Source organism: Ruegeria sp. AI3, from assembly GCF_056541245.1.
Window position 1 is genome coordinate 25,416 of sequence record NZ_JBQFYA010000020.1, and the last position, 22,497, is coordinate 47,912.

Genomic DNA, 22,497 nt, shown 5'->3' on the forward strand with positions numbered 1-22,497 from the left:
TAACAATGACGCCACATTATGCTTTCTTTAGCGAGTTTATGCGACCAAATGCCGAACCACCGATGCACCAGAATTTAGCTGTAAACCTCCGTCACCTTTGTGCGGATTACCCGTCAGTGGCGGCTGTTTGCAGAGAGATTGGCATCAACCATCAGCAATTCGCGAAGTACCTCAATGGCCGCAGCATGCCCTCGCCAAATAACTTGCGCCGCATTAGCCGGTTCTTCGATGTGGGCGAGCATATCTTGCTGGGAGATCATGCAGAACTGCGGCGCCACACCACCCAACTCGCCAAAACCGAGGCGGATCGGCGACGAGACCCCCTGATCGATGTGTTCCCAGGTGATCTTCAACGGCTGCGGCCATTTCTCGGATCTTATCAAGTGTTCTTTCGCGCACCGAACGATCCAACCAAAGCCATTGTCAACGTTGCCTTTTTGGATGAGCGGAACGGGACGGTTTACAGCCGTGTCATCGAAGCCTTAAGCGAAGGAAAGTCATCGACGCGCCGCTGGACAAGATGTGATGGCAAAGCCGCCTTCCGCGCGGGGCAGGTTTTTGTTGTCGATTCAGAACGCGGTCCAGACGCGCCTCTCAGCCTGTACATTCTGAACAAACCCCATCGCGACAAGTCAAAGCTATTGTTCGGCACGATGTCTTATCTCGCTTCGTTGTCCGGTCGGACGCCGACCTCTTCGCCTGTTGTCTGGAAAAGAGCTGAAAACTATCGCTCTGTTCGAGAGCTGTTTTCGAAAAGCGGTATCGTCGATTTAAAAAGCACCAAACTGGATATGAGGATTCGGCAACACCTTCTCGGTGCACCCACAGACTCTGGTGCGAAGACTATTACTAAGTAGAAGAACCGCAGGGTACCTGCGTATTAGGGTCAGTGCCCATTTGTTTCTGCTGGTGGGGGTGGATCACGTCTCAATAGCGAGATCGGGAAACATGTCTGATCTTACCTTTTTTGCACGCCGTGTAATGCTATCTGCGGTATACGGTGTCCTATCGTGACCTCGAAGAGAACGTGGCTGAACGCGGCGTGCGGATGGATAACGGCACTTTCAACAGGTGAGTTGCTAAGTATTCGCCGATGATCGCAGTGTTCGCGGCGAATCGATCTACATCCATAGGACCGCCGGTGAAGCGGGAAATACCCTTGATTTCATGCTGTCTAAGCAGAAGAACCGTCCAGCGAAAGCAAGGTTCTTTGCCAAAGCGCAGTCTTAAAATGGAATTCCAGACACGACCGTGATCGACAAGAGTGGAGCCTCTGCGGCAGGCATTAGAGAAGTGAAAAAATCCTTAGTCGGTTTGGTTGCTCAGCCAAAATCCAAACAGTTAAGTCCAATTACTTGAACATCCTGATCGAGCAGGATCATCGCTTAGTCAAGCGACGCGCACGGCACATGTGCACGTTCTGATCCGCCTCGCGTACTCTGGACGGTATTAAGATATCCAACTCGATCCGGAAGCTGCAATTCTCTAGCTCCACAGCGGCTGGCTTTCGGCTATTTGCCGAGATCACAAGATAGGTTTGCCCAGTAAACCGCTAATTCCAGCTGTCCCAAAATTTTGCGACACATCCCATTTCCAGGTCTGATCATCCGCGCGATCTGAACCCAGACTTGCTGATGTCATAAAGTGCTCAAGGCCACTCAAAAACTTGCGATTTCTCTCATGCAGGTCGCAACGTTTCAGTTCAAGCTAGCCAAAAGATAATCTCCAACAATGGAGACTTCCTCTCCGCTCTTGACGTTGCGGGAGACAGCATAAGTGTTCTACCGGATTTCATTGCTGAAAATGGATTGGCTAGCGGGTAAGTCGAGCAGGTGATGTCAAGCTGGTCTATCAAGTTGTTTTGGCTGACGCTTTACTACCTCCATTCGAACAAGTCCCACCGATCACCGGGACGTCTGTCGAGTACTTTGAAAAAGTTGTGCAGGACTTCCCGAACCTGGAAACACAAGTTTGAAACCATTTGGGCCGCAAATCAGCTCTCGTTTTCAGGAAGGTCAGTCAGATCAAACGAAACTGTCTACGGGAGTATGACCAGGTGGTGTTGGGTTAGTCTATGAAGCAAAGGTCAAATTCTTCCGACGTTCAACAAGAACTGTAGAGCGTTACCGACTACTGCCTCAATAGAACTCCAAAACCTCACCAAATTGGTAATTCTCGTCAATCACTCTGAGCCAAACGTCAAACAACTCTGACCTAAAAACATACAGAGGTCGACTAAACACAATAGGATCCCTGAGACAGCAAGCACTGAACAACAAGCGTCTAAAACTTCGTGCGGGTTTCATAAACCCACGAGAGCTCTCGGTTTGTTTCAGGCTAGACCGGTCAGAGAGATCATCCCGCGCTACAAATCAAGCGATCAAGCATTTCGAACTTCTGCTTTATGAACTCAAGAACGCGCTCCGACGAAGCCGGCATGCTTCTAGCGCTGAGCGTAACGCATCCCAAGTGCCGGTCGGGATCACCGATTTTTATCGGAAGTGCTGCCAAAGTTTTTTGTCTTTGCATCATGAAGACCACCGAAAAAGGCAAAACGGTTAGGGAGTCTGAACCCGTCAGAACGTTCACAACCGCACTCAAGGACCCGCCTGTGAAACTGATTTTGAGGTCTCGCATACCGATACCGTCCAGCGTGTTTCTCAAGTCACGAAACAGCGGGCTGTTTGCAGGTGGCGCGATCCAGGAAAACTCGGTGATATCTTCCAGCTTCACCTCTTTTTTGCGCGCCAATGGGTGCCCAACACGGCACGCAATGACGTTTCGACCAGGCAGGATTTGACGAAACTCGTACTCATCCGACACGTCTGCCGGGCGCATAGGAAGAATGGCCAAGTCCAGAGTTTCCGCGGACAACTGCGACAAAAGTTCAGTGGGGTATCCATAGGATTGGTCGATCCGAATATTGGGGTAATCGGCCTGAAACTCTGCAATCACGTTCGAGATGACACCGTCCATGAAGATCGGCGTGCCCGCAACCCGCACTGCACCGGCAATGCCCTGACGGTGTTCGTCCACAACGCGGCTTGCATGGCGACCCGCGCTTAGGATTCTTTGACCTTCCTGAGCAAGCGCAAGACCAAGCTCAGTGGGTTGCAAAGGTCTTCGGGTCGGCAGGAATAGGGGCTCTCCCACCCTGTCCTCCAAGAGAGAGACGCTTCTGGAGACACTGGGTTGAGATTTCCCAAGTAAAGCAGCGCCTTCGGTCAACCCTCCGGCCTCGACAATAGCCGCGAGAATCTCGAGATGTCTGGGATCAAGCTTCATAACCCAAAGTTATATTGATGGTCGGTAATTCGATCAAGAGGGCTGTCTTTGCCTGCTAGCGTTCCCCTCAGACCCGCAATCTATCGCTCGTCAGGAACGCGCCCAATGGCTCTCAGCACCACCAGCATCAATGGCCAGAAAGTCCGATTCGGCACAGGTTTGCGCAACAACATCTGCGCGGAGTTGGCGGAGCTGGGATCGAACAAAGCGCTGATCCTGTCGACGCCTCAGCAAGTTGATATGGCAATGGAGCTTGCGACAACCGTTGGGGATCGTGCTGCAGGCGTGTTCACTCGGGCAACAATGCACACTCCTGTCGGCGTGACCGAAGAAGCGGTTGAACACGCTTTGTCAGTCAAGGCCGATAGCATTGTCTCTATCGGTGGAGGTTCGACGATTGGCTTAGGCAAGGCGATTGCCCTTCGGACCTCTTTGCCACAAATCGCCATCCCGACCACATATGCCGGCAGCGAGGCCACCCCGATCTTGGGTCAGACTGAGGATGGCATCAAAACCACCCTTACAGACCCAAAGGTTCTGCCCCGCGTCATCCTGTACGATCCCGAACTTGTGGCGTCATTGCCGTCCGCAATGACCGTGACCAGCGCCTTGAACGCAATGGCTCATGCTGCCGAGGCGCTTTATGCCAAGGATCGCACGGATCAGACCACGGAATTGGCGATCGACGGCCTTAGGGCGTTTGCGGAAGGTCTGCCGACCGTTGTCGTAAGCCCCGACGACCTGAAAGCCAGAGAAGAAACGCAGCGTGGTGCATGGGCCTGCGGCACAGTTCTTGGTCTGGTCGGAATGGCGTTGCATCACAAGCTTTGCCATACGCTGGGCGGGTCCTTCAATCTGCCGCACGCGGAAACCCACGCGATCGTTCTGCCCCATGCCATAGCCTACAACACGGCGGGTGTGCCGGAGCTGCTGGCACCCGTGTCAGAAATTCTCGGCGGTTCTGAGCCCGGCCAGGCGCTTTGGGATTTTTCCAAATCCATGGGCGCACCAATGGCTCTTAGAGACTTTGGCCTGTCTGAGGCCGATCTGGATCGTGCCACCGGAATCGCACTCAAGAACCCGTATTGGAACCCGCGGCCGGTCACTGCTGATGGGCTGCGGGCGCTTCTTCAAAACGCGTGGGCGGGTAATGCCCCCAGCGTTTGACTTCACCGTGTCAAGGGAGGGACACATGATCACACGACGCAAATTGCTGCAATCCAGCGCTGCAACCGGCCTCGGCCTAGCCGCCGGCACGCTCGCTGCGCCCGCTATCGCTCAGGGCGCCAAGATCAAGCTGGGCTATGTCAGCCCGCAATCAGGTCCTCTGGCCGCCTTTTCTGAGGCCGACAAGTTTATTCTCGACAATTTCGCCGCATCTGAGGCCGGTGCGAATTTCGAAGTCATCGTCAAGGACAGCCAGTCGAACCCGAACCGGGCAGCAGACGTGGCGGGCGAGTTGATCGTGGATGATGAGATCGACCTCATGCTGGTCGCTTCAACACCCGAAACGACCAACCCGGTTGCCTCGACCTGTGAGGCTGAGGAAGTGCCGTGTATTTCCACTGTTGCGCCATGGCAGCCGTGGTTCATCGGCCAACAGGGCAATCCCGGCGATCCAGCCAGCTGGGAGCCGTTCTACTACGCCTATCACTTCTTCTGGGGCCTTGAGGACGTTATCTCAGTCTTTACGGCGATGTGGGGCCAATTGGAGACCAACAAGCAGGTCGGTGCATTGTTCCCGAATGACGGTGATGGCAATGCTTGGGGCGACCCGAATGTGGGCTTCCCGCCGGTTCTATCCGAGTTGGGATATAGCCTGACAGATCCCGGACGGTACCAGAACCTGACCGACGATTTCTCGGCGCAGATCAATGCGTTTCGTCAGGCGAATGTTGAAATTGTAACCGGCGTACCGATCCCGCCTGACTTCACTACCTTCTGGAGTCAGGCAAAGCAGCAAGGTTTCACCCCTAAGGCGGCGAGCATCGGCAAGGCCATCTTGTTCCCGCAAGCCGTCGAAGCCTTGGGCAACGCAGGCAACAACCTGAGTTCCGAGGTGTGGTGGTCACCGACGCATCCGTTCTCATCGTCGTTGACCGGCGCAAGCTCGGCTGAATTGGCTCAGGGTTACATGGCCGCCACCAGCCGCCAATGGACCCAGCCCATCGGCTTTGTGCACGCACTGTTTGAAATGGCCGCTAACGTCATGGGACGTGTTGATGACGCAGGTGACGGGGATGCAGTGGCTGAGGCCATCGCTGCCACGCAGTTGGATTCCATTGTTGGCCGGATCGCCTTTGATGGTGCGGGCTTGCCACCCTTCGCTGCGCAGAACGTTGCGAAAACGCCCTTGGTCGGAGGGCAGTGGAGGCTGCTCGACAATGGCAGCTACGACCTCGTGATCGTCGACAACTCTTCAGCACCCGAAATTCCGACTGCGGGTGTGATGGAAGAAATCTCCTGATCGCAATGAAACCAGCGCCTCGGACCCTGTCCGGGGCAGGAACTCCGGTATGACCATTCTTTCGCTCAAAAACGTCTCAAAAAGCTTCGGCGCGCTCACCGTCACTGACGATGTCAGTTTTGATGTCGCGCAGGGGCAGGCCCTTGGGATCATTGGTCCGAATGGTGCCGGAAAGTCGACGCTGTTCAATCTGATAACGGGCAATCTGACCTCTGACGCGGGATCTATCCATTTCGACGGGGCTGACGTGACGCGCGTGCCGCCGATGCAGCGCTGCTTGTCGGGTATTGGGCGCTCGTTCCAGATCCCTCAGCCGTTTGATCATCTGACGGTGTTCGAAAACCTGCTTGTGGCCGCGACGCATGGGCAGAGCAAATCCGAACATGAGGTCGAACAGGACTGCGCCCGCATTCTAGAGCAAACGGAGTTGTTGGATGTGGCCAATGACACGGCCGGTGGATTGCGGCTGTTGCAACGCAAGCGGTTGGAGTTGGCCCGCGCGATGGCAACCAATCCAAAGCTGTTGCTGCTGGACGAAATCGCCGGAGGGCTGACCGACGCAGAATGCACAGCGCTGATCAACACGATTAAGGGACTGCACAGCAGCGGCGTGACGATCATCTGGATCGAACATGTCCTGCATGCTCTCACATCGGTCGTCGAACGGCTGCTGGTTCTGGATTTCGGCAAGGTCATCGGCCTCGGTGATCCGGACGAGATCATGAACAGCAGAGAAGTCAAAGAAATCTATCTGGGGATCGAAGTCTGATGAGCCTGTTAGAGACCCACGCGCTGACCGCTCACTACGGAGATTTCCAAGCCCTGTTTGGCGTGGATATCCATCTGGACGAAGGTGAAACCGTCGCCATCATCGGGGCAAACGGGGCCGGGAAATCGACCCTCATGCGCTCGATCTCGGGCGTTCTGACCAACGGGTCGGATCAAGTGCGCTTTGACGGCCAACCCATTGGGGGCTTGGCTGCAGATGAGATCATGGCGCGCGGCGTGGCCATGGTGCCCGAGGGGCGCCGGCTGTTTCCTTCCCTAAGCGTCGAGGAAAACTTGCTGATCGGCACCTATGGCCGCAAGGTTTCAGGCCATTGGTCGTTGCAAACGATCTACGACCTGTTCCCGATCCTGAAAGAGCGCCGGAACCATCCCGGCACCGCCCTGTCCGGTGGACAACAGCAGATGGTCGCTATTGGCCGCGCCCTCATGAGCAACCCGCGCGTTCTGCTTTGTGACGAGATCAGCCTCGGGCTGGCACCCGTGGTCATCAAGGACATCTACGATGCCGTCCCCCGCATTCAGAAGGCTGGCGCCAGCCTGATCGTGGTGGAGCAGGACATTGGTCAAGCGATGAAAGTCGCAGACCGCGTCTATTGCATGATGGAGGGCCGCGTCACGCTGGAAGGCACCGCCGAGACGCTCAGCCGTGAAGCCATTCACGACGCCTATTTCGGAGGAGCCGCCGCATGATCTGGATCGACACCATCATTCAGGGCGTTCTTTTAGGCGGTCTCTATGCGCTGTTCGCTGCAGGACTTAGCCTTGTGTTCGGGATCATGCGTTTGGTCAATCTGGCCCATGGCGATCTCATCGTCTTTGCCGCCTATCTGATCCTGCTGCTGGTCTCGCTGCTTGGTCTCTCTCCGTTTTTGGCGGCAATCATTGCCGCACCGATCATGTTCGGCGTGGGTTGGGCTTTGCAGAGACATGTGCTGAATCGCGTGCTGGGGCCTGATATCCTGCCGCCCTTGCTTGTGACATTCGGTCTGTCGGTCGTCTTGCAGAATGCTCTGCTCGAAGGGTTCTCAGCCGATAGCCAACGTTTGCCTGCGGGTGAGATTGCTACGGCTTCCGTTCAAATGGGCGGGCTGAACCTCGGCGTTCTGCCGCTGCTGACCTTTGCCTCGGCAATCCTTGTCATCGTTGGGCTGAACCAGCTTTTCTACCGCACGGAGCTGGGCCGGGCGTTCCGCGCGACCTCGGATGATGCAGTGACAGCGGGTCTGATGGGTATCCGGCCAGAACGTATCTTCGCCACTGCGACAGCCATCGCAATGCTCGTGGTGACCTTGGCAGCGCTCTATCTCGGAATGCGGGCGAACTTTGACCCGAATATCGGCCCAGCGCGCCTGATCTACGCTTTTGAGGCCGTGATCATTGGTGGCCTCGGCAGCCTGTGGGGCACGCTGATCGGGGGCATCATCATCGGCGTCGCTCAGACTGTCGGCGCAGCAATCAACCCCGAATGGCAAATCCTGGCTGGCCACCTGGCGTTTCTCATCGTGCTTCTGATCAAACCCAGAGGCCTGTTTCCAAGGGCGGTGGACTGATGACTGATACTTCGATGTACCGCGTCCAAACGCAGACCCGCGCGTCTTACAGTGCCGGAGCCGTCTGTATCGCTCTAATCATCCTGTTCATCCTTCTGCCGACATTTGCCAGCAGAGGGTTGATTCAAGACCTGTTCTTCATCTTCACCATGCTTGTACTGGCTCAGTTCTGGAACCTGCTAGCCGGGTATGGCGGCCTTGTGTCCGTCGGCCAGCAAGCCTTCGTGGGCATGGGCGCCTACGCCATGTTCGGCGGTGTCATCCTTTGGGGTATGGACCCGGTTTCGGCGATCCTGCTGGGCGGCGTTGCGGCCCTGATTGTCGCCATTCCCACAGCCTTCTTCGCCTTCCGCCTGCAAGGGGCCTATTTCGCCATCGGAACATGGGTCATCGCCGAGGTCATGCGCCTACTGGTGGCCCAATGGAAAGTGCTCGGCGGCGGCACTGGAACCTCTTTGCCGCGCACCGCAACACGTGAGATGTGGGCAACCGAATGGATCCAGACCACCTTTGACGTTCGCGGAGCAGCAGCGCGCGATATCCTGACCTACTGGCTGGCCTTGGCGCTGGTGATCGCAACGATTGCGGGCATCTACTGGCTGCTCAGAACAAAGCGCGGGCTGGCGCTTGCTGCTGTACGAGACAATGTCGAAGCAGCGAAATCCGTCGGCGTCGATGCAGTGCGGATGAAATGGCTGGTCTACCTGGTCTCAGCCGCTGGAACGGGACTAACGGGCGCTCTGATTTACGTTCAGAAACTGCGGATTTCACCGGATGCGGCGTTCTCGGTCACCGACTGGACGGCTTACGTGATTTTCATCGTCGTGATCGGAGGCATCGGCACCATCGAAGGCCCGATTCTGGGCGTGCTGATCTTCTTCATCTTGCAAAGCCTGCTCGCTGACTACGGTTCCTGGTATCTCATGGTGCTCGGGCTGATCGGGGTCGCCGTCATGCTCTTCGCACCGCGCGGCATCTGGGGGCTGATCTCTGAGAAAACCGGACTTCAAATATTCCCCGTGCGCCGTCGTCTGGTGATTGGCGCGCAGTCGAACAAGGAGGATTAATCCATGAAAACTCTCGCATTGACGGTCGTAGTCACAGCATTTGGAACGGGCGCATTTGCTGGCAGTTCCCTGCCGGGAATGACGGGCACAGACCACGTGGGATTTACAGTCCCGAGTGTCGATGAGGCCGTCACCTTCTTTCAGGACGTCATCGGTTGCAATGTGTTCTACCCGTTGGGACCGTTCTCGGGCGGTGACAGCACTTGGATGGCGGACCATCTAAACGTGGACGCCAAGGCCGAGATCCCGACGATGCGGCTGGTACGCTGCGGCAATGGCGCAAATTTCGAGATCTTCGAATATACCGCGCCGGATCAGGATACGAAACTGCCGCGAAACTCAGATATCGGCGGGCATCATATCGCGTTTTATACCACCGATATGGAAGGTGCCGTCAGCTATTTGCAGGATAAGGGCATTGAGGTCCTGGGCAACCCGACAACCATGACCGACGGGCCAAGCGCTGGCGAAACCTGGGTCTATTTCCTCGCCCCCTGGGGCATGCAGCTGGAACTGGTCAGCTACCCGGACGGCAAAGCCTATGAGGCCGAATATGACGGCCGCCTCTGGGATCCGCGGTCCTGAGAAATTCAAAGAACAAGGGAGAGAGCTTATGGCCACCATCACAACGGATGTCCTGATCATCGGGACCGGACCAGCGGGTTCCGCAACGGCGGCTTTGCTGTCGAGCTATGGCGTCGAGAACATGGTCATCAACCGCTATCGCTGGCTGGCCAATACGCCGCGGGCACATATCACCAATCAGCGCACGATGGAGGTGCTGCGCGACCTTGGTCATGAGGTCGAGGCCGAAGCCTATATGCACGCCGCGCATCAGGATCTGATGGGTGAAAACGTGTTCTGCGAAAGCCTCGCCGGTGAGGAAATCGGACGGATGAAAAGCTGGGGCAATCATCCGCTTTCTAAAGCCGAGCACCTGCTGTCCAGCCCGACCATGATGAACGACCTTCCGCAGACATTCATGGAGCCGATCCTTTTCGGCACCGCATGTCGCCGTGGGACTCAAGCGCGCATGAGCACTGAATACTTACGTCATGAGCAAGACGCTGACGGAGTGACGACCACATGCCTAGATCGTTTGTCGGGCGAAGAAATCACGATCCGGTCGAAATACCTGGTCGGCGCGGACGGGGGCAATTCTCTGGTTGCCGAACATGCCGGTCTGCCTTTCGAAGGTCAGATGGGCGTCGGCGGATCGATGAATATCCTGTTCCGGGCCGATCTCAGCAGATACGTGGCGCATCGGCCATCGGTCCTCTATTGGGTGATGCAACCGGGTGCGAATGTCGGTGGCATTGGCATGGGTCTAGTCCGCATGGTCCGCCCATGGAACGAATGGCTCATCGTTTGGGGCTATGACATCAACCAACCCGCCCCCGAGGTGGACGAGGCCATGGCCACTCAGGTTGCACGGCAATTGGTTGGCGACCCCGAGCTTGAGATCGAACTGATCAGCGCCAACACCTGGACCGTCAACAATATGTACGCGACCCATATGCAAAAGGATCGCGTGTTCATAATGGGTGACGCGGCACACCGACACCCACCGTCAAACGGGCTGGGGTCGAACACGTCGATACAGGACAGCTTCAACCTCGCCTGGAAACTGGCTGCTGTCCTGAAAGGCCATGCCGGAGAGAGCCTGCTGGACAGCTACAGCGAAGAACGCGCGCCAGTAGCAAAGCAGATCGTCACACGGGCCAATCAATCCATCGGTGAATTCGGTCCCATCTTTGAATCGCTGGGAATGGCCGAAGGCGTCGACCCAGAGGTCATGCAAAGCAATCTAGAGGCTCGCACAGGATCAACGCCAGAAGCTGCGGCACAAAGGCAGGCCATTCGCGAGGCGATTGCCTTTAAGAAATATGAGTTCGATGCGCATGGCGTTGAAATGAACCAGCGCTACGACTCCTGTGCGATTGAAACGGATGGTCAACCCAATCCCGGTTTTGATCAGGATGCGGAGCTGCACTACCAGCCCACGACTTGGCCCGGCGCGCGTATTCCACATGTCTGGGTGTTTGATCATGATACAGGGAGCAAACATTCAACTCTGGATTTATGCGGTCGCGGAGAATTCACCGTTCTGACCGGGATTGGTGGAGAGGCTTGGGTAACGGCGGCCGAGACCATCTCGAAAGAACTGGGCATGCCCATTCGCTGTCACGTCATCGGCCCGCGCCAGACTTATGTTGACCACACCGGGGATTGGGCTCGCGCGTCGGAGATTTCGGATACGGGCTGTTTGTTGGTCCGTCCTGATCAACACGTGGCGTGGCGCTCAGCCGATATGGCTGCTGACGCCGAAGCCGAACTGCGTCGCGCGCTGACCACAGTCCTTTCGCGATGAGCCAATCTGGAGCAAACTTACACAAGTCAGGAGGCCAAAATGGACTCGCATGAGATGGGATACTTTACCGAGGAAAACTCGGCCGAGGTCGTCACGGCACGCAATAAAAACGCAGAAAGCGAACGGCTGAAGCATGTGATGGAGGTCATCACCAGAAAACTCCACGAAGCCGTGAAGGAAATCGAACCAACGCAGCAGGAATGGTTCGAGGCAATCATGTTCCTGACCAAGGTCGGACACATGTGCGATGATTGGCGGCAGGAGTACATTCTTCTGTCCGATGTTCTCGGCGTGTCGATGCTGGTGGATGCCGTGAACTCTCGTCGTCCCACCGGGGCCTCAGAGAACACTGTGCTGGGGCCGTTCCATGTGGGAGGTGCCCCGGAATACGAGATGGGGCACAACATCTGTCTGGATCAAAAAGGCGAGGACATGGTGGTACGGGGTCGTGTCACGGATGTGGAAGGCAACCCGTTGGAAGGCGTCAAGATTGATGTCTGGCAAGCCAATGACGATGGGTTTTACGATGTGCAACAGAAAGGTATTCAACCTGATTTCAACCTGCGTGGCGTCTTCACAACCGGAGCCGATGGGACCTATTGGTTCCGTGCGGTGCGGCCAAAGAACTATCCAATCCCAGATGATGGGCCAGTTGGCGATCTGTTGAAGCGTCTTGGTCGACACCCGTACCGACCGGCGCATCTACACTACATCGTTTCAAAAGACGGATACGACGACCTGACCACGCATATCTTTGATCCCGATGACCAATATATCAACTCGGATGCTGTATTTGGCGTCAAAGAAAGCCTGATCGCCGAATTCAATCGCGTCGATGATCCGGCGCGATCTGCGGAAGTTGGCTTTGAAGGTCCCTATTGGGATGTCGAATTCGACTTTGTCCTCGCACCGAAAGAGGCGTGAAATGTCTGAACCCTGCATCATCTGTGTTGCAATAACCGGATCGTTACCAACCAAGGCCAACAACCCGGCTGTGCCCATAACAGTCGAGGAACAAGTCGAAAGCACACAGGCCGCTTTTGAGGTGGGGGCATCCATCTGCCATGCCCATGTTCGAAATGATGACGAGACGCCTTCGAGCGACCCGGAAAAGTTCGCAAGGTTGAAAGAGGGGCTCGAGAAACACTGCCCTGGCATGATCATCCAGTTTTCGACTGGAGGGCGATCGGGGGCGGGCAAGACGCGGGGCGGCATGTTGCCGTTGCGGCCGGATATGGCGTCGTTGTCCGTGGGGTCGAACAATTTCCCCACGCGCGTCTACGAAAATCCACCTGATCTTGTCGACTGGCTCGCGGCGGAAATGGCGACTTATGACGTCAAACCAGAGATCGAAGCCTTCGATCTGAGCCACATCCTGAAGGCGGCCGAGATGCACAAAAAAGGGCAAATCAAAGACACGCCTTATGTGCAATTTGTCATGGGTGTCAAAAACGCGATGCCCGCAGATCGGGACGTATTCGATTTCTACGTGAAGACCGTTGAACGACTGTTTCCTGGTGCGCCGTGGTGCGCTGCAGGCATTGGTGCGCAGCAGGAGGTTCTGAACCACTGGGCCATTTCCTCCGGTGGCCACGCGCGAACCGGCCTCGAAGACAACGTACGCCTGGATCGCAATACGTTGGCACCCTCAAACGCAGCGCTTGTAACGCGGACTGCAGAGATCTGTGCCCAATACAACCGCCCGGTTGCGACAGCCGTCCAGGCGCGTGAGATACTCGGGCTATGAACCGGAATTAGCTGTCCAATGCAGTCGCCACACGTTCCGGAGTAAACGGCATGTGGCGCAAGCGCTTGCCTTGAGCGGCATAGAACGCGTTGGCAATGGCCGCGGGCACCATCGGAGTGCCAACCTCGCCAACACCAACAGGCGGCGCATCGACCTCTGCGATGTAGATCTCGATATCCGGCATCTGCGACGCGCGTGTGATCTCATAGTCCCAGAAATTGCTCTGCACCACTTCGCCGTTTTCGATGTCGATCTTTTCGGAAAGAGCCATCGAGATGCCGAACACGATGCCACCTTCGATCTGATTGAGTGCGTTGTCCGGCGTGACGATCAGGCCCGCATCTATCGCGGCCCAGAAGTTGTTGATCTGGATCTCTCCGCTATCGGGGTCGACTTCAACTTCCGCCACACCTGCGGCCATGGACGAGCTGTAGCCTGCAAAAGAGAGTCCTAAGTTTCGACTACCCCGATTGTGCCAATCAGACATCTCGGCCACCTTCTCAAGCAGGTGCCGCCCGCGCGGGTTTTCGGAAACAAGATCTAGCCGGAACTCCAATGGATCCCGCCCGGCTTGTTCTGCGAGTTCGTCCATGAAACACTCCGCCGCAAAGGCCGTATAGGACGCACCAATACCGCGATAGGGCGCAAGGCGGGCGTGCCGGTCCATGATCAGATGATCGGCGCGGAAATCCTCAATCCCATAGAACTTGCTCTCGGCACCGCGCATCGAGATCACATCGTTCGGGTTTACCGCGTCCCAACGCATGGGATTGAAAAACCCGATCACCGTTGGTGTCGCGACCTTGTGATACCACCCGTCGAGTTTTCCGTCCGCCGTCAGACCCGCCTCAAGCTTTTGGGCTGCAGCCGGGCGGAAGGTCCCCTGCTTCACGTCGTCTTCACGCGGCCAAATCACTTTGACAGGGCGTCCAACGGCCTTAGAGCACAGAACCGCATCACGCACATAGTTCTGCATCAAGGCCGTGCGTCGACCAAATCCTCCGCCCATTGTCATCATGTTCAGTCGAACGTTTTCGACGGGGATACTTAGCACCTCGGACACGGTGCGCGCAGTCCATGACTGTGTTTGCGTGCCTGCCCAAACCTCGGCACCTTGCCCGTCCGCATCGACATCGGCGACAGCCGCCATCGGCTCAATCTGAGCGTGGTATGCGTAGTCCGACAGATAAAGCTGCGAATACTGACGGTCAGCGTTGCCAATGGCTGCAGGGGCGTCGCCTTTCTCGGCCCAGGTCGCACCCGACGCGTCAGGAGCGCTGACAGCGGCGGCGTATTCAGCCAGAGTCTCTTCGCTGTTTGAGGTTCGGAAGGGTGAGGTGGTGGACCATTCGACCTCAAGCAAACCCCGTGCCCCCAAGGCAGACCACAGGCTTTCCGCGACGACGGCGACACCGTCCAGTACGGTCACGACGTCTATGACACCCGGTACTTCGCGTGCGGCAGCGTCGTTGATGGAAAGCGCTATCTCGTCCTCGACTGGTGCGCGTAGGACAACCGCATAGGCCATATTGGGAACTTCCACATCAATCGCATATTCGGCCTGACCTGTGCTTTTGGCCGGAACGTCGCGACGCGGCAGATCTTGCCCGATGATCCGAAACGCGGATGGGTCTTTCAGCGGCACAGTCTCAGCGTCTGGTACCGTCACATCCCGTGTACCGAACGCCGCCAGTTCACCATACCCGGCCTGTTGGCCATCGGGGCCCAATACAATACTGGGTTCGGTCCTAAGGCTGGCTTTGTCCACAGCCCATTCACGTGCTGCGATTTGCAGCAAAACGTCGCGCGCCTGCGCGCCCGCCTTGCGCATCGGGTCAAAATAGAACTGCGTTCCGGTGCTGCCAGCCGTATATAGAACACCGCCAAACAGCTGATTTCCAAAGCGTCGATCATCAGCGTTTAGCTGTTCGATCTCAACGTCTTCCCAAGCTGCATCAAGTTCTTCTGCAAGGATTTGCGGTAGCGTGGAGTAGCTGCTTTGCCCCATTTCGGTCGAGGGGAAGACGATCCGGATGCTTCCATCAGCCCGGATCGTCAACCAGTGATTGACATCCAGTGTGCCGATTGCTGCCTCAGCCCGGACGGATGAGATGCCACCCGCACCGATGAAAAATGTCAGTCCAGCAGCGCCTTGTAGAAACCCTCGGCGGTTCATGTCTATGGTCATCTCAAACCTCCTTGGCTGCGCGTTCGATTGCTTTGAAAATGCGGTTGTAGGTTCCGCATCGACACAAGTTCGAACTCATCTCATCGACGATTTCTTCGCGCGTCGGGGATGGATTGTCCGCCAGAAGTGCCGCCGCGCGCATGATCTGACCCGACTGGCAATAGCCGCATTGTGCGACCTGCTCTTCGATCCAGGCCCTCTGAACAGGATGCGAACCGTCTTCGGACAATCCTTCGATTGTCGTGACTTGCGCATCCTCCACGTCGCTAACTGACATCTGACACGCGAAGCTCGCCACACCATCCACATGCACCGTGCAGGCCCCACACATGGCAGCACCGCAGCCGTATTTCGTACCCTTGAGTTTGAGCGTATCTCGAAGGACCAGCAGCAACATTTCGTCAGGGGGGTTATCAACCTCTACGGGTCGGCCGTTCAATTCGAATTTGATCATTTGGAACAGTCCTTGTGATGCCTGATGTTGATAGGATCTTGTGGGGTGGATTTCTTCACGGCCTGACCATGGAGTGGTCTTGGTCGGCGTCGGTGACTGGGTAGACCATTGGCGTGACACGAACTTTCATTCCCGGTCGCAACGTTTGGTCGGGGTTTTCCAGATCTGCCCAGACACGTATCTTTCCGCTGTTTTCATCGAACCAGACCGCCGATCCAGTGAGCCGATTTGCATCTGACAGAACCTGACCGATCTCCGTTTCAACATGGAACCGGACGGAGTTTGATAGCTCCTCTGAGCGCGTGTTGGTCGTGTTCAACCCCGAAACCCATTGGGCATAGGGAAGCTCGAACACAACGCGCAAGCGGTTCAGATTTACGAGTTGAAACAGGGGCGGATCGCCGGAATTGAACTCGACCAGCGAGCCTGGTCCAACGCGCGGGTCTTCAACATGTCCTGAGATCGGTGCACGTATGAGCGTGTCGTCGTAGTTCGTTTGCGCGATCTCCAACTCGGTTTCCGCCAAGGCCCTTTCGGCCTCAGCCAAAGCCAGATTTGTTTCGGCGTCCAACAAGGCGACCTCTGTTGCCGCGCCGCGCGTCGAGAGTTGGGCTGCGCGGTCCAGCTTATCTCGGGCTTGAAGCAAGAGAGCCTCGGCTTTGGCCAACTCTGCACTAGCGGCATCGACCGCCAGTTTCTCCAGATCGTTTCGAAGCTGCAGCAATGGCGCCCCCGCTTCTACATAGTCACCTTGCTCAACGAGAACTTCTTCGACAATGCCCTCCGCCCGGCTATAGACGTCCGACCGCTCGACTGCTTCGATACGGCCTTCAAACTCCGCTCCACTCGCAGATGCCTGCTCAGGCGCATGGGCCCAGAACAGAGCCGCAAAGACTGTGGCCGAAAGAATGGGCCTTTGGGTGACCAAAATCGATAGCATCACAAACACTCTCATCATGGTGCGATCAGATGGCGAACGACCGGCCCGCTTTCACGGGTATCAAAGGCTGCGACAGCCCGTTGAAGGTCCTGATCCTGGTGTGATACACGCTCGTGCTGAGCCAGATGTTCTTCCCAAGATGAAACCATGAAGGCTTCGACCCATAGCTCGGGCTCTTCTGCACTTTGGAAAACGCGCCAGTCATAGGCTCCGTCGCGCCAGCGCTCGCCCGACCATTCTTGAATCGCGGACAGGAATGCAGCTTCGTCCTCGGGTCGGATGCGATACTCAACTTCGACCATGACAGGACCGCGGGATGCCAAGCCGTGCTCTTCAAGGGCAACTTGCGGCGCCGGCCAATGCATAGAGGGCGTCAGGTCCAGATCTTCGCCCTGACCAAGCTGAAACTTGCGCGTAAGAAGCAAGCCGACGATCAATCCGCTTGCTGCGATCAGCAAGGTGATCGAAACAGATGTTGCCGTGGCCACCTGACCCCAGAATGCTGATCCAAACGCCATGGATCCGAAGAAAACCATCAGATTCACAGACAATCCTCGGGCCCTGACCCAGTTGGGCAGCGCGGTCTGCGCCGACACATTGAACGTGGTGAGAACGGCAATCCAGCTAAAGCCACCCAACAATGCGGCGATATAAGCCAACGGAGGGGTTGTCGCCGTTGCAAGAATTGCCATGGCAACGGCAGTGCCGATGGTGCCGCCTGCAGCCGTCGTGCTTGCATCAAGCTTCGCTCGGAACTGCGGAAGTGTCAAAGCACCCGCGACAGCCCCGGCACCGATCAAAGTCAGCAACAAACCATACAGCGTCGCCCCGCCCCCTTCGATCGTCCGGACGACCAGCGGCAGCAGAGCCCAATAGGCAGATGCAAAGATGAAGAAGGCAAAGGATCGGATCAACGTGGCCTTGAGCGGGCTGTTATGTGCGACGTGACGCATGCCGGTCATCATCGCGTTGAACATAGGCTGAGATGTCTTCGAAACGCCGACGTCGTGCTTCCAAAACAACAGAGCGCCAATGATCACGAGATAGCTGACCGCGTTGACTGCAAAGGGGGCTGCCAAACTGACCGATGCAATCAAAACGCCCGCCAAAGCAGGGCCGATCGCGCGGCTGATGTTGATGCCCATTGAATTCAAGGCAATGGCTGGCTGCAACGCGTCACGCGGCACCAAAGTTGGCACGATCGCTTGCCAGGCCGGAGCCATGAAAGCCGTGCCAGTTCCGATGGCCAACGTGAACAGGATCAGGAGCGTCGGTGTTACCAGTTCAAGCTGAACCAGCACGGTTAGCACCGAAACCAGTACCAGAAGCACCACGTTCACTGTGATCAACAGCTTACGTTTGTCCAACCGGTCCGCCAGCGTACCAGCGTATAAAGCGAAGATGAACACTGGCAGGGTTGTTGCCGCCTGCACCAACGAGACAACTGCTGGAGATGAATTGAGCGTCGTCATCAGCCACCCTGCGCCAACGTCATGCATCCACGTGCCGACGTTAGAGATCAGGGTCGCAACCCAAAGAAGCGCGAACGTCCGATGTTTGAACGGGGCCCAAGCCGAGTTTGATGCCGCAGGTGCAGGTTTCGCGATGCTACCACTGGATGACATCAGCCAACTCCTCGCGGTTTCTTTCAGCATAGGACCGCACAAACGGGCAAAGCGGCACGATGCGAAGACCTTTTTCGCGCGCGTCCGCCACAAGCTGCGCGGCCAAGGTCCGCGCCAAGCCGCGACCACGCAACTCTTCCGGGACAAACGTGTGGTCGGCGATAACGAGGCTGGGCGTGACTTTTGACAGCGTCAGTTCCGCCTCGCTCACGATCCCGGACACCGAAGCGCCGTATCGTGCTTTTGTATCGCTTTCGCTGTAAGTGATTTTTAGCTTTTGATCGTCCAACATGGGAAATCTCCTGAGGTCTTGCCTCTATTCAGCGGCAAGGCTGCCTTGGCTTTGCGTCGAAGCGCCGGGTGCACCGAAAATTGGAACGGGTGACCAATCGGGAAGCTCCGGCAGAGGGGCAGGCGCATGCGCCGCAAATCGAGCCTTGGCATGCACGATCTTGCCGCCCGTCAGTGTCAGGTCGGCCTCGATTTCGGTGATCTCATCCTCGGCGATCGAGAAATAATCCCGGTCGAGCACGGCGATATCCGCCCATTGCCCCGCTTTGATCTGACCTTTCTTACCCGCTTCCCGGCTGAACCAAGCCCCGGCGGCGGTCCAATGACGCAGCGCGTCGTGCCGATCCAAGCGGTTCGCTGCACTCCAGATGACGTCTCCGCCACGACCTTTGCCAGAAACGGCCCAGTGAATGGCCAACCACGGATTATAGGACGACACCCGCGTCGCATCCGTGCCAGCAGCCAGAGGCACACCCGAGGCCATCATCTTCTTGACCGGCATGACCTCGCGCAGGGCATCTTCGCCGTAACGGTCGCGATAGGCTGTGGTTTGAAAGGCGATGCGGTTTTGATAGCTGATACCGCCGCCCAGACGGGCAACCCACTCCATTGTAGATTCTGAGATCGTCTCACCGTGATCGAAAATCCAGTTCAGCTCTTCCAACCCTTTGTCACGACCGACCTCCTCAATAAGGCTCAGCAACCGGTGGGCGCTTTCCTCGTAAGTACAATGGAAACGGATCGGCCAGCGGTTTTCGAACAGAAACTCGAGTACCGGCCTGAGGTCCCCCTCCATCCGCTTGGGCAGATCGGGGCGTGGGTAGCTGAAATCTTCGAAATCATAGGCAGACGCGACCAGCATCTCGCCCGCGCCCACGCATTTCAGGTAGTCGTTTCCTTCGTCTGGCTTGACGATGTCATTCCAGCGTTTGAAATCGTCCAGCTCAAACATCGGACGCTGCGCAAAAAGCTGATAGCCGATGCGCACGGTTTGCTCGCCGCGTTTGTTCAACTCGGTGATGACGCCGTAGTCATCTGGATAGTTCAGGAACCCACCCGCGCAATCCAAAGCCGAGGTCAATCCAAGACCATTCAGCGCCTTGAAATAGTGCTTGGTCGAGGTGACCTGCTGTTCGAAATCCAGCTTGGGGGCCATATCCAACAACGCGTAAAGCGGTTGCGCGTTGGGGCGCGCCATCGCGAGACCAGTCGGGTTGCCCTGATCGTCCCGCTCCAGACGTCCTGAGACAAAGGGCTCGTAAAAGTGTTTGTCGATGCCGATTGCACGCAGGGCGGCTTTGTTCAGCCACGCCCGATCATAGAGGTGCAACACGTAGACAGGCACATCTGGCGCGACCGCATTGATCTCATCAATCGTCGGCAACCGCTTTTCGGCGAATTGATCAACAGACCAACCACCAACCACGCGGATCCATTGCCCGGCAGGAGTACGCTCTGCCTGAGCCTTCAGCATGCGCAGACCGTCGGCAAGCGACGGAACGTGGTCCCAGCGCAGCTCCATGGCGAAGTTGTTGCCTTGTCGGATGATGTGCGTATGGCTGTCGATCAGGCCGGGAATTACACGCTGGCCGCCCAGATCAATGGTTTCGGTTTCGGGTTCCGCAAGCCCAAGCATGTCCTTGTCCGTTCCAACGGCGGTGATCTGATCCCCTGAAATTGCCACGGCCGCTGCTTCGGGCCTGTCGGGATCCATTGTCGTGATCTTGCCGTTGAAGAGTATCGTGTCTGGGGCGGCCATGGTGCGCATCCTTTGGCAAAGCGGGAGTTGTCGGTGCCTACTGCTGGGGCACAGATTGAGAGAGGTTTGGAAATTCTCCCGCTCGGTTTCATGGGGAGGGATGAAGGGACCGAGCGGGCTTTGCGCGACAGACTATTCTGCGGCGACTTTACCGGCGGGCACCGCTTCCAGCGTTGGTCCAGTATGGAGGGTGCGCGATGGCGCCTTGTGGACCATCGTGTATGCGTAATCGACGCCCATGCCGTAGGCGCCGGAGTGTTCACGCACCAAGTCCATGACAGCATCGTAGGTATCGCGGCGCGCCCAATCTCGCTGCCATTCCAGCAGAACCTGCTGCCAGGTCACCGGGACGACTCCGGCCTGAACCATCCGGTCCATCGCGTATTTGTGGGCATCAATCGACGTACCGCCCGACGCGTCCGCAACCATGTAAATTTCGTAGTCCGTATCGGCCATGCAGCTCAGCGCAAAGGTGATATTGCAGACCTCGGTCCAAAGACCCGAGACAACGATTTTCTTGCGACCTTCCGCAGCTCCTCGTGCCAGTGCATCCCGGACTTTCTGATCGTCCCAGGAGTTCATGGACGTGCGTTCCAGCAAAGGCGCCTGTGGGTTTACATCCAGAAGTTCAGGATAGGTGTGCCCAGAAAAACTGTCCGTTTCGACCGTGGTGATGATAGTGGGCATGTCAAAGATCTTGGCGGCTTTGGCCAAGGCAACGGTGTTGTTCTTCAGCGTCTGACGATCAATCGACTGCACGCCGAACGCCATCTGCGGCTGATGATCGATGAAGATGATCTGGCTGTTCTCAGGTGTAAGGACTTCAAGTTTGGACATTTTTCATTCCTTTGTTGAGGTTAGATGGGGCTAAAGGGTTTTGGGTTTGGTTGGTTGGCTCGTCTCTTCAGCCTGCGTGACGGCGAAGGATTTCAGATGCAGGGCCTGTGACACAGCGTCGGAATGACCTCGGATCCATTGCACTGCAGCTTCTCCGGCGAGCATACCCAAGAGGCCCAAAAGCGCGATGATTGGCGGGGCGGGACTGCGGACTGCGATCAGGCCATAGATGACCCCAATCCCGAGGCCCGCTGCGAGCGATATGAGATATGGTTGCCAAGTCACGTCGGGTCTCCTTGCAATTCTGGTTCGATTGATCTGATTTTGAGGATTTTAGGTTCTTTCCTTGCCACGGGGCTTGGCATATCGAAAACCAGCGCAGCCCCGTCAGTGTGCAATTGCATAGTGACCTGTTCGGATCGCGGAACTTGTACTCCGTCACCCGCGCTCAGACGTTCGTGCTCGGCATAGGCAAGGCCATCCAGCAGATGAACGAAGCGGTCACTTTCGCCATTTGCAGAAAGCGCAAGTTCTTGTCCTTCGGTGAACCGACGAAGCGTCAGTCGCGCCCTTGATCTCAACGGGATCAAAGGGTGCAATGTGGCGGGTCCAGCGAGCAGGACATCCCCTTCGTTCGGAACCGAGGCTTGTGTGTATGCAGGTTGACCACCTACCTGATCCGGGATCAGCCAGATTTGCAGGAATTTTGCGGGCTCCGACGTGGACCCGTTGTATTCGGAATGACGCACGCCAGTGCCTGCCGACATTCCCTGCACTTCTCCTGCGCTTATACTGGCGACATTGCCCTGATCATCCTCGTGGCGCAGTTGCCCATCCAGAACCAGTGTAATGATATCCATATCCGCATGATCATGCGCCGCAAAACCACCACCTGGGATCAGGCCGTCTTCGTTGATCACGCGCAGATTGGCGAACCCCATGCGCGTCGGGTCTTGGAACTGGCCGAACGAAAACGTGTGATAGCTATCCAGCCATCCGTTTTGCGTGCGTCCCCGCGATGCTTTTTCGTGAATCTTGATCATTTCTCTCAGTTCCAAGTTCTGTTGTTCTTCGATGTGGGGCGTAGTTTGAACTCGACAACGCAGAAGTTCTGCGGGTATGCATTA

General features: G+C 56.7%; 21 protein-coding genes. 11 read left to right on the forward strand and 10 right to left on the reverse strand.

What is annotated here, in order from left to right; genetic code table 11:
- Positions 1 to 5 precede the first annotated feature (5 nt).
- Complete coding sequence (locus tag ACRZ95_RS21595) at positions 6 to 857, forward strand: helix-turn-helix domain-containing protein (RefSeq protein WP_170680892.1); 852 nt, start codon at positions 6 to 8, stop codon at positions 855 to 857.
- A 1,498-nt stretch (positions 858 to 2,355) separates the two neighbouring features.
- Here the strand turns inward: ACRZ95_RS21595 and ACRZ95_RS21600 are convergent.
- Entirely contained in the window at positions 2,356 to 3,285 is a 930-nt protein-coding gene (locus tag ACRZ95_RS21600; protein ID WP_170680891.1) for a LysR family transcriptional regulator, read from the reverse strand.
- 105 nt (positions 3,286 to 3,390) lie between these two features.
- Here ACRZ95_RS21600 and ACRZ95_RS21605 point away from each other — a divergent pair, with 105 nt between their 5' ends.
- Genes ACRZ95_RS21605 through ACRZ95_RS21650 form a run of 10 tightly spaced genes read left to right on the forward strand, consistent with a single transcriptional unit; the run spans position 3,391 to position 13,276 of the window.
- Entirely contained in the window at positions 3,391 to 4,452 is a 1,062-nt protein-coding gene (locus ACRZ95_RS21605; RefSeq protein ID WP_170680890.1) for a maleylacetate reductase, read from the forward strand.
- 25 nt (positions 4,453 to 4,477) lie between these two features.
- Positions 4,478 to 5,752, forward strand: a complete 1,275-nt coding sequence (locus tag ACRZ95_RS21610) for an ABC transporter substrate-binding protein (protein ID WP_170680889.1) — start codon at positions 4,478 to 4,480, stop codon at positions 5,750 to 5,752.
- A 49-nt stretch (positions 5,753 to 5,801) separates the two neighbouring features.
- Positions 5,802 to 6,521: an ABC transporter ATP-binding protein gene (locus tag ACRZ95_RS21615; RefSeq protein WP_170680888.1), complete on the forward strand. Its 720-nt coding sequence runs from the start codon at positions 5,802 to 5,804 to the stop codon at positions 6,519 to 6,521.
- Positions 6,521 to 7,231 (forward strand): branched-chain amino acid ABC transporter ATP-binding protein, encoded by a 711-nt coding sequence (locus tag ACRZ95_RS21620; protein ID WP_170680887.1) that lies wholly within the window; start codon positions 6,521 to 6,523, stop codon positions 7,229 to 7,231. The genes ACRZ95_RS21615 and ACRZ95_RS21620 overlap by 1 nt, the downstream gene beginning before the upstream one ends.
- The gene (locus tag ACRZ95_RS21625) at positions 7,228 to 8,091 is read left to right on the forward strand and encodes a branched-chain amino acid ABC transporter permease (protein ID WP_170680886.1); all 864 of its coding nucleotides are present in this window, start codon (positions 7,228 to 7,230) and stop codon (positions 8,089 to 8,091) included. The genes ACRZ95_RS21620 and ACRZ95_RS21625 overlap by 4 nt, the downstream gene beginning before the upstream one ends.
- On the forward strand, positions 8,091 to 9,158 hold the full coding sequence (locus tag ACRZ95_RS21630; protein ID WP_480555573.1) for a branched-chain amino acid ABC transporter permease: 1,068 nt from the start codon (positions 8,091 to 8,093) through the stop codon (positions 9,156 to 9,158). Before ACRZ95_RS21625 ends, ACRZ95_RS21630 begins: the two co-directional genes overlap by 1 nt.
- Positions 9,159 to 9,161: 3 nt before the next feature.
- Positions 9,162 to 9,743 (forward strand): VOC family protein, encoded by a 582-nt coding sequence (locus tag ACRZ95_RS21635; protein WP_170680885.1) that lies wholly within the window; start codon positions 9,162 to 9,164, stop codon positions 9,741 to 9,743.
- Between the two features lie 28 nt (positions 9,744 to 9,771).
- The gene (locus ACRZ95_RS21640; RefSeq protein ID WP_170680884.1) at positions 9,772 to 11,529 is read left to right on the forward strand and encodes an FAD-dependent oxidoreductase; all 1,758 of its coding nucleotides are present in this window, start codon (positions 9,772 to 9,774) and stop codon (positions 11,527 to 11,529) included.
- A 39-nt stretch (positions 11,530 to 11,568) separates the two neighbouring features.
- A complete protein-coding gene (locus ACRZ95_RS21645) occupies positions 11,569 to 12,453 on the forward strand; it encodes an intradiol ring-cleavage dioxygenase (protein WP_170556315.1) in 885 nt (294 codons plus the stop codon).
- A 1-nt stretch (position 12,454) separates the two neighbouring features.
- A complete protein-coding gene (locus ACRZ95_RS21650) occupies positions 12,455 to 13,276 on the forward strand; it encodes a 3-oxoadipate:acetyl-CoA acetyltransferase (RefSeq protein ID WP_170680883.1) in 822 nt (273 codons plus the stop codon).
- 7 nt (positions 13,277 to 13,283) lie between these two features.
- On the opposite strand, the gene ACRZ95_RS21655 is transcribed toward ACRZ95_RS21650, so the two are convergent.
- The 9 genes from ACRZ95_RS21655 to ACRZ95_RS21695 form a co-directional block, all read right to left on the reverse strand.
- Positions 13,284 to 15,464: a molybdopterin cofactor-binding domain-containing protein gene (locus tag ACRZ95_RS21655; protein ID WP_170680882.1), complete on the reverse strand. Its 2,181-nt coding sequence runs from the start codon at positions 15,462 to 15,464 to the stop codon at positions 13,284 to 13,286.
- A gap of 1 nt (position 15,465) precedes the next feature.
- A complete protein-coding gene (locus tag ACRZ95_RS21660; protein WP_170556318.1) occupies positions 15,466 to 15,918 on the reverse strand; it encodes a (2Fe-2S)-binding protein in 453 nt (150 codons plus the stop codon).
- 55 nt (positions 15,919 to 15,973) lie between these two features.
- Entirely contained in the window at positions 15,974 to 16,858 is an 885-nt protein-coding gene (locus ACRZ95_RS21665; protein ID WP_480555577.1) for an efflux RND transporter periplasmic adaptor subunit, read from the reverse strand.
- Positions 16,859 to 16,872: 14 nt separating this feature from the next.
- Positions 16,873 to 18,483, reverse strand: a complete 1,611-nt coding sequence (locus tag ACRZ95_RS21670; RefSeq protein ID WP_170680878.1) for an MFS transporter — start codon at positions 18,481 to 18,483, stop codon at positions 16,873 to 16,875.
- Complete coding sequence (locus tag ACRZ95_RS21675) at positions 18,467 to 18,775, reverse strand: GNAT family N-acetyltransferase (protein ID WP_170473324.1); 309 nt, start codon at positions 18,773 to 18,775, stop codon at positions 18,467 to 18,469. The genes ACRZ95_RS21670 and ACRZ95_RS21675 overlap by 17 nt, the downstream gene beginning before the upstream one ends.
- Positions 18,776 to 18,799: 24 nt before the next feature.
- Complete coding sequence (locus tag ACRZ95_RS21680; protein ID WP_170680876.1) at positions 18,800 to 20,533, reverse strand: amidohydrolase; 1,734 nt, start codon at positions 20,531 to 20,533, stop codon at positions 18,800 to 18,802.
- Between the two features lie 132 nt (positions 20,534 to 20,665).
- Positions 20,666 to 21,370 (reverse strand): hydrolase, encoded by a 705-nt coding sequence (locus ACRZ95_RS21685; protein ID WP_170680874.1) that lies wholly within the window; start codon positions 21,368 to 21,370, stop codon positions 20,666 to 20,668.
- Positions 21,371 to 21,400: 30 nt separating this feature from the next.
- A complete protein-coding gene (locus ACRZ95_RS21690; protein ID WP_068333920.1) occupies positions 21,401 to 21,655 on the reverse strand; it encodes a DUF1427 family protein in 255 nt (84 codons plus the stop codon).
- Complete coding sequence (locus tag ACRZ95_RS21695; protein WP_170377175.1) at positions 21,652 to 22,413, reverse strand: pirin family protein; 762 nt, start codon at positions 22,411 to 22,413, stop codon at positions 21,652 to 21,654. Before ACRZ95_RS21695 ends, ACRZ95_RS21690 begins: the two co-directional genes overlap by 4 nt.
- Between the last annotated feature and the right edge of the window lie 84 nt (positions 22,414 to 22,497).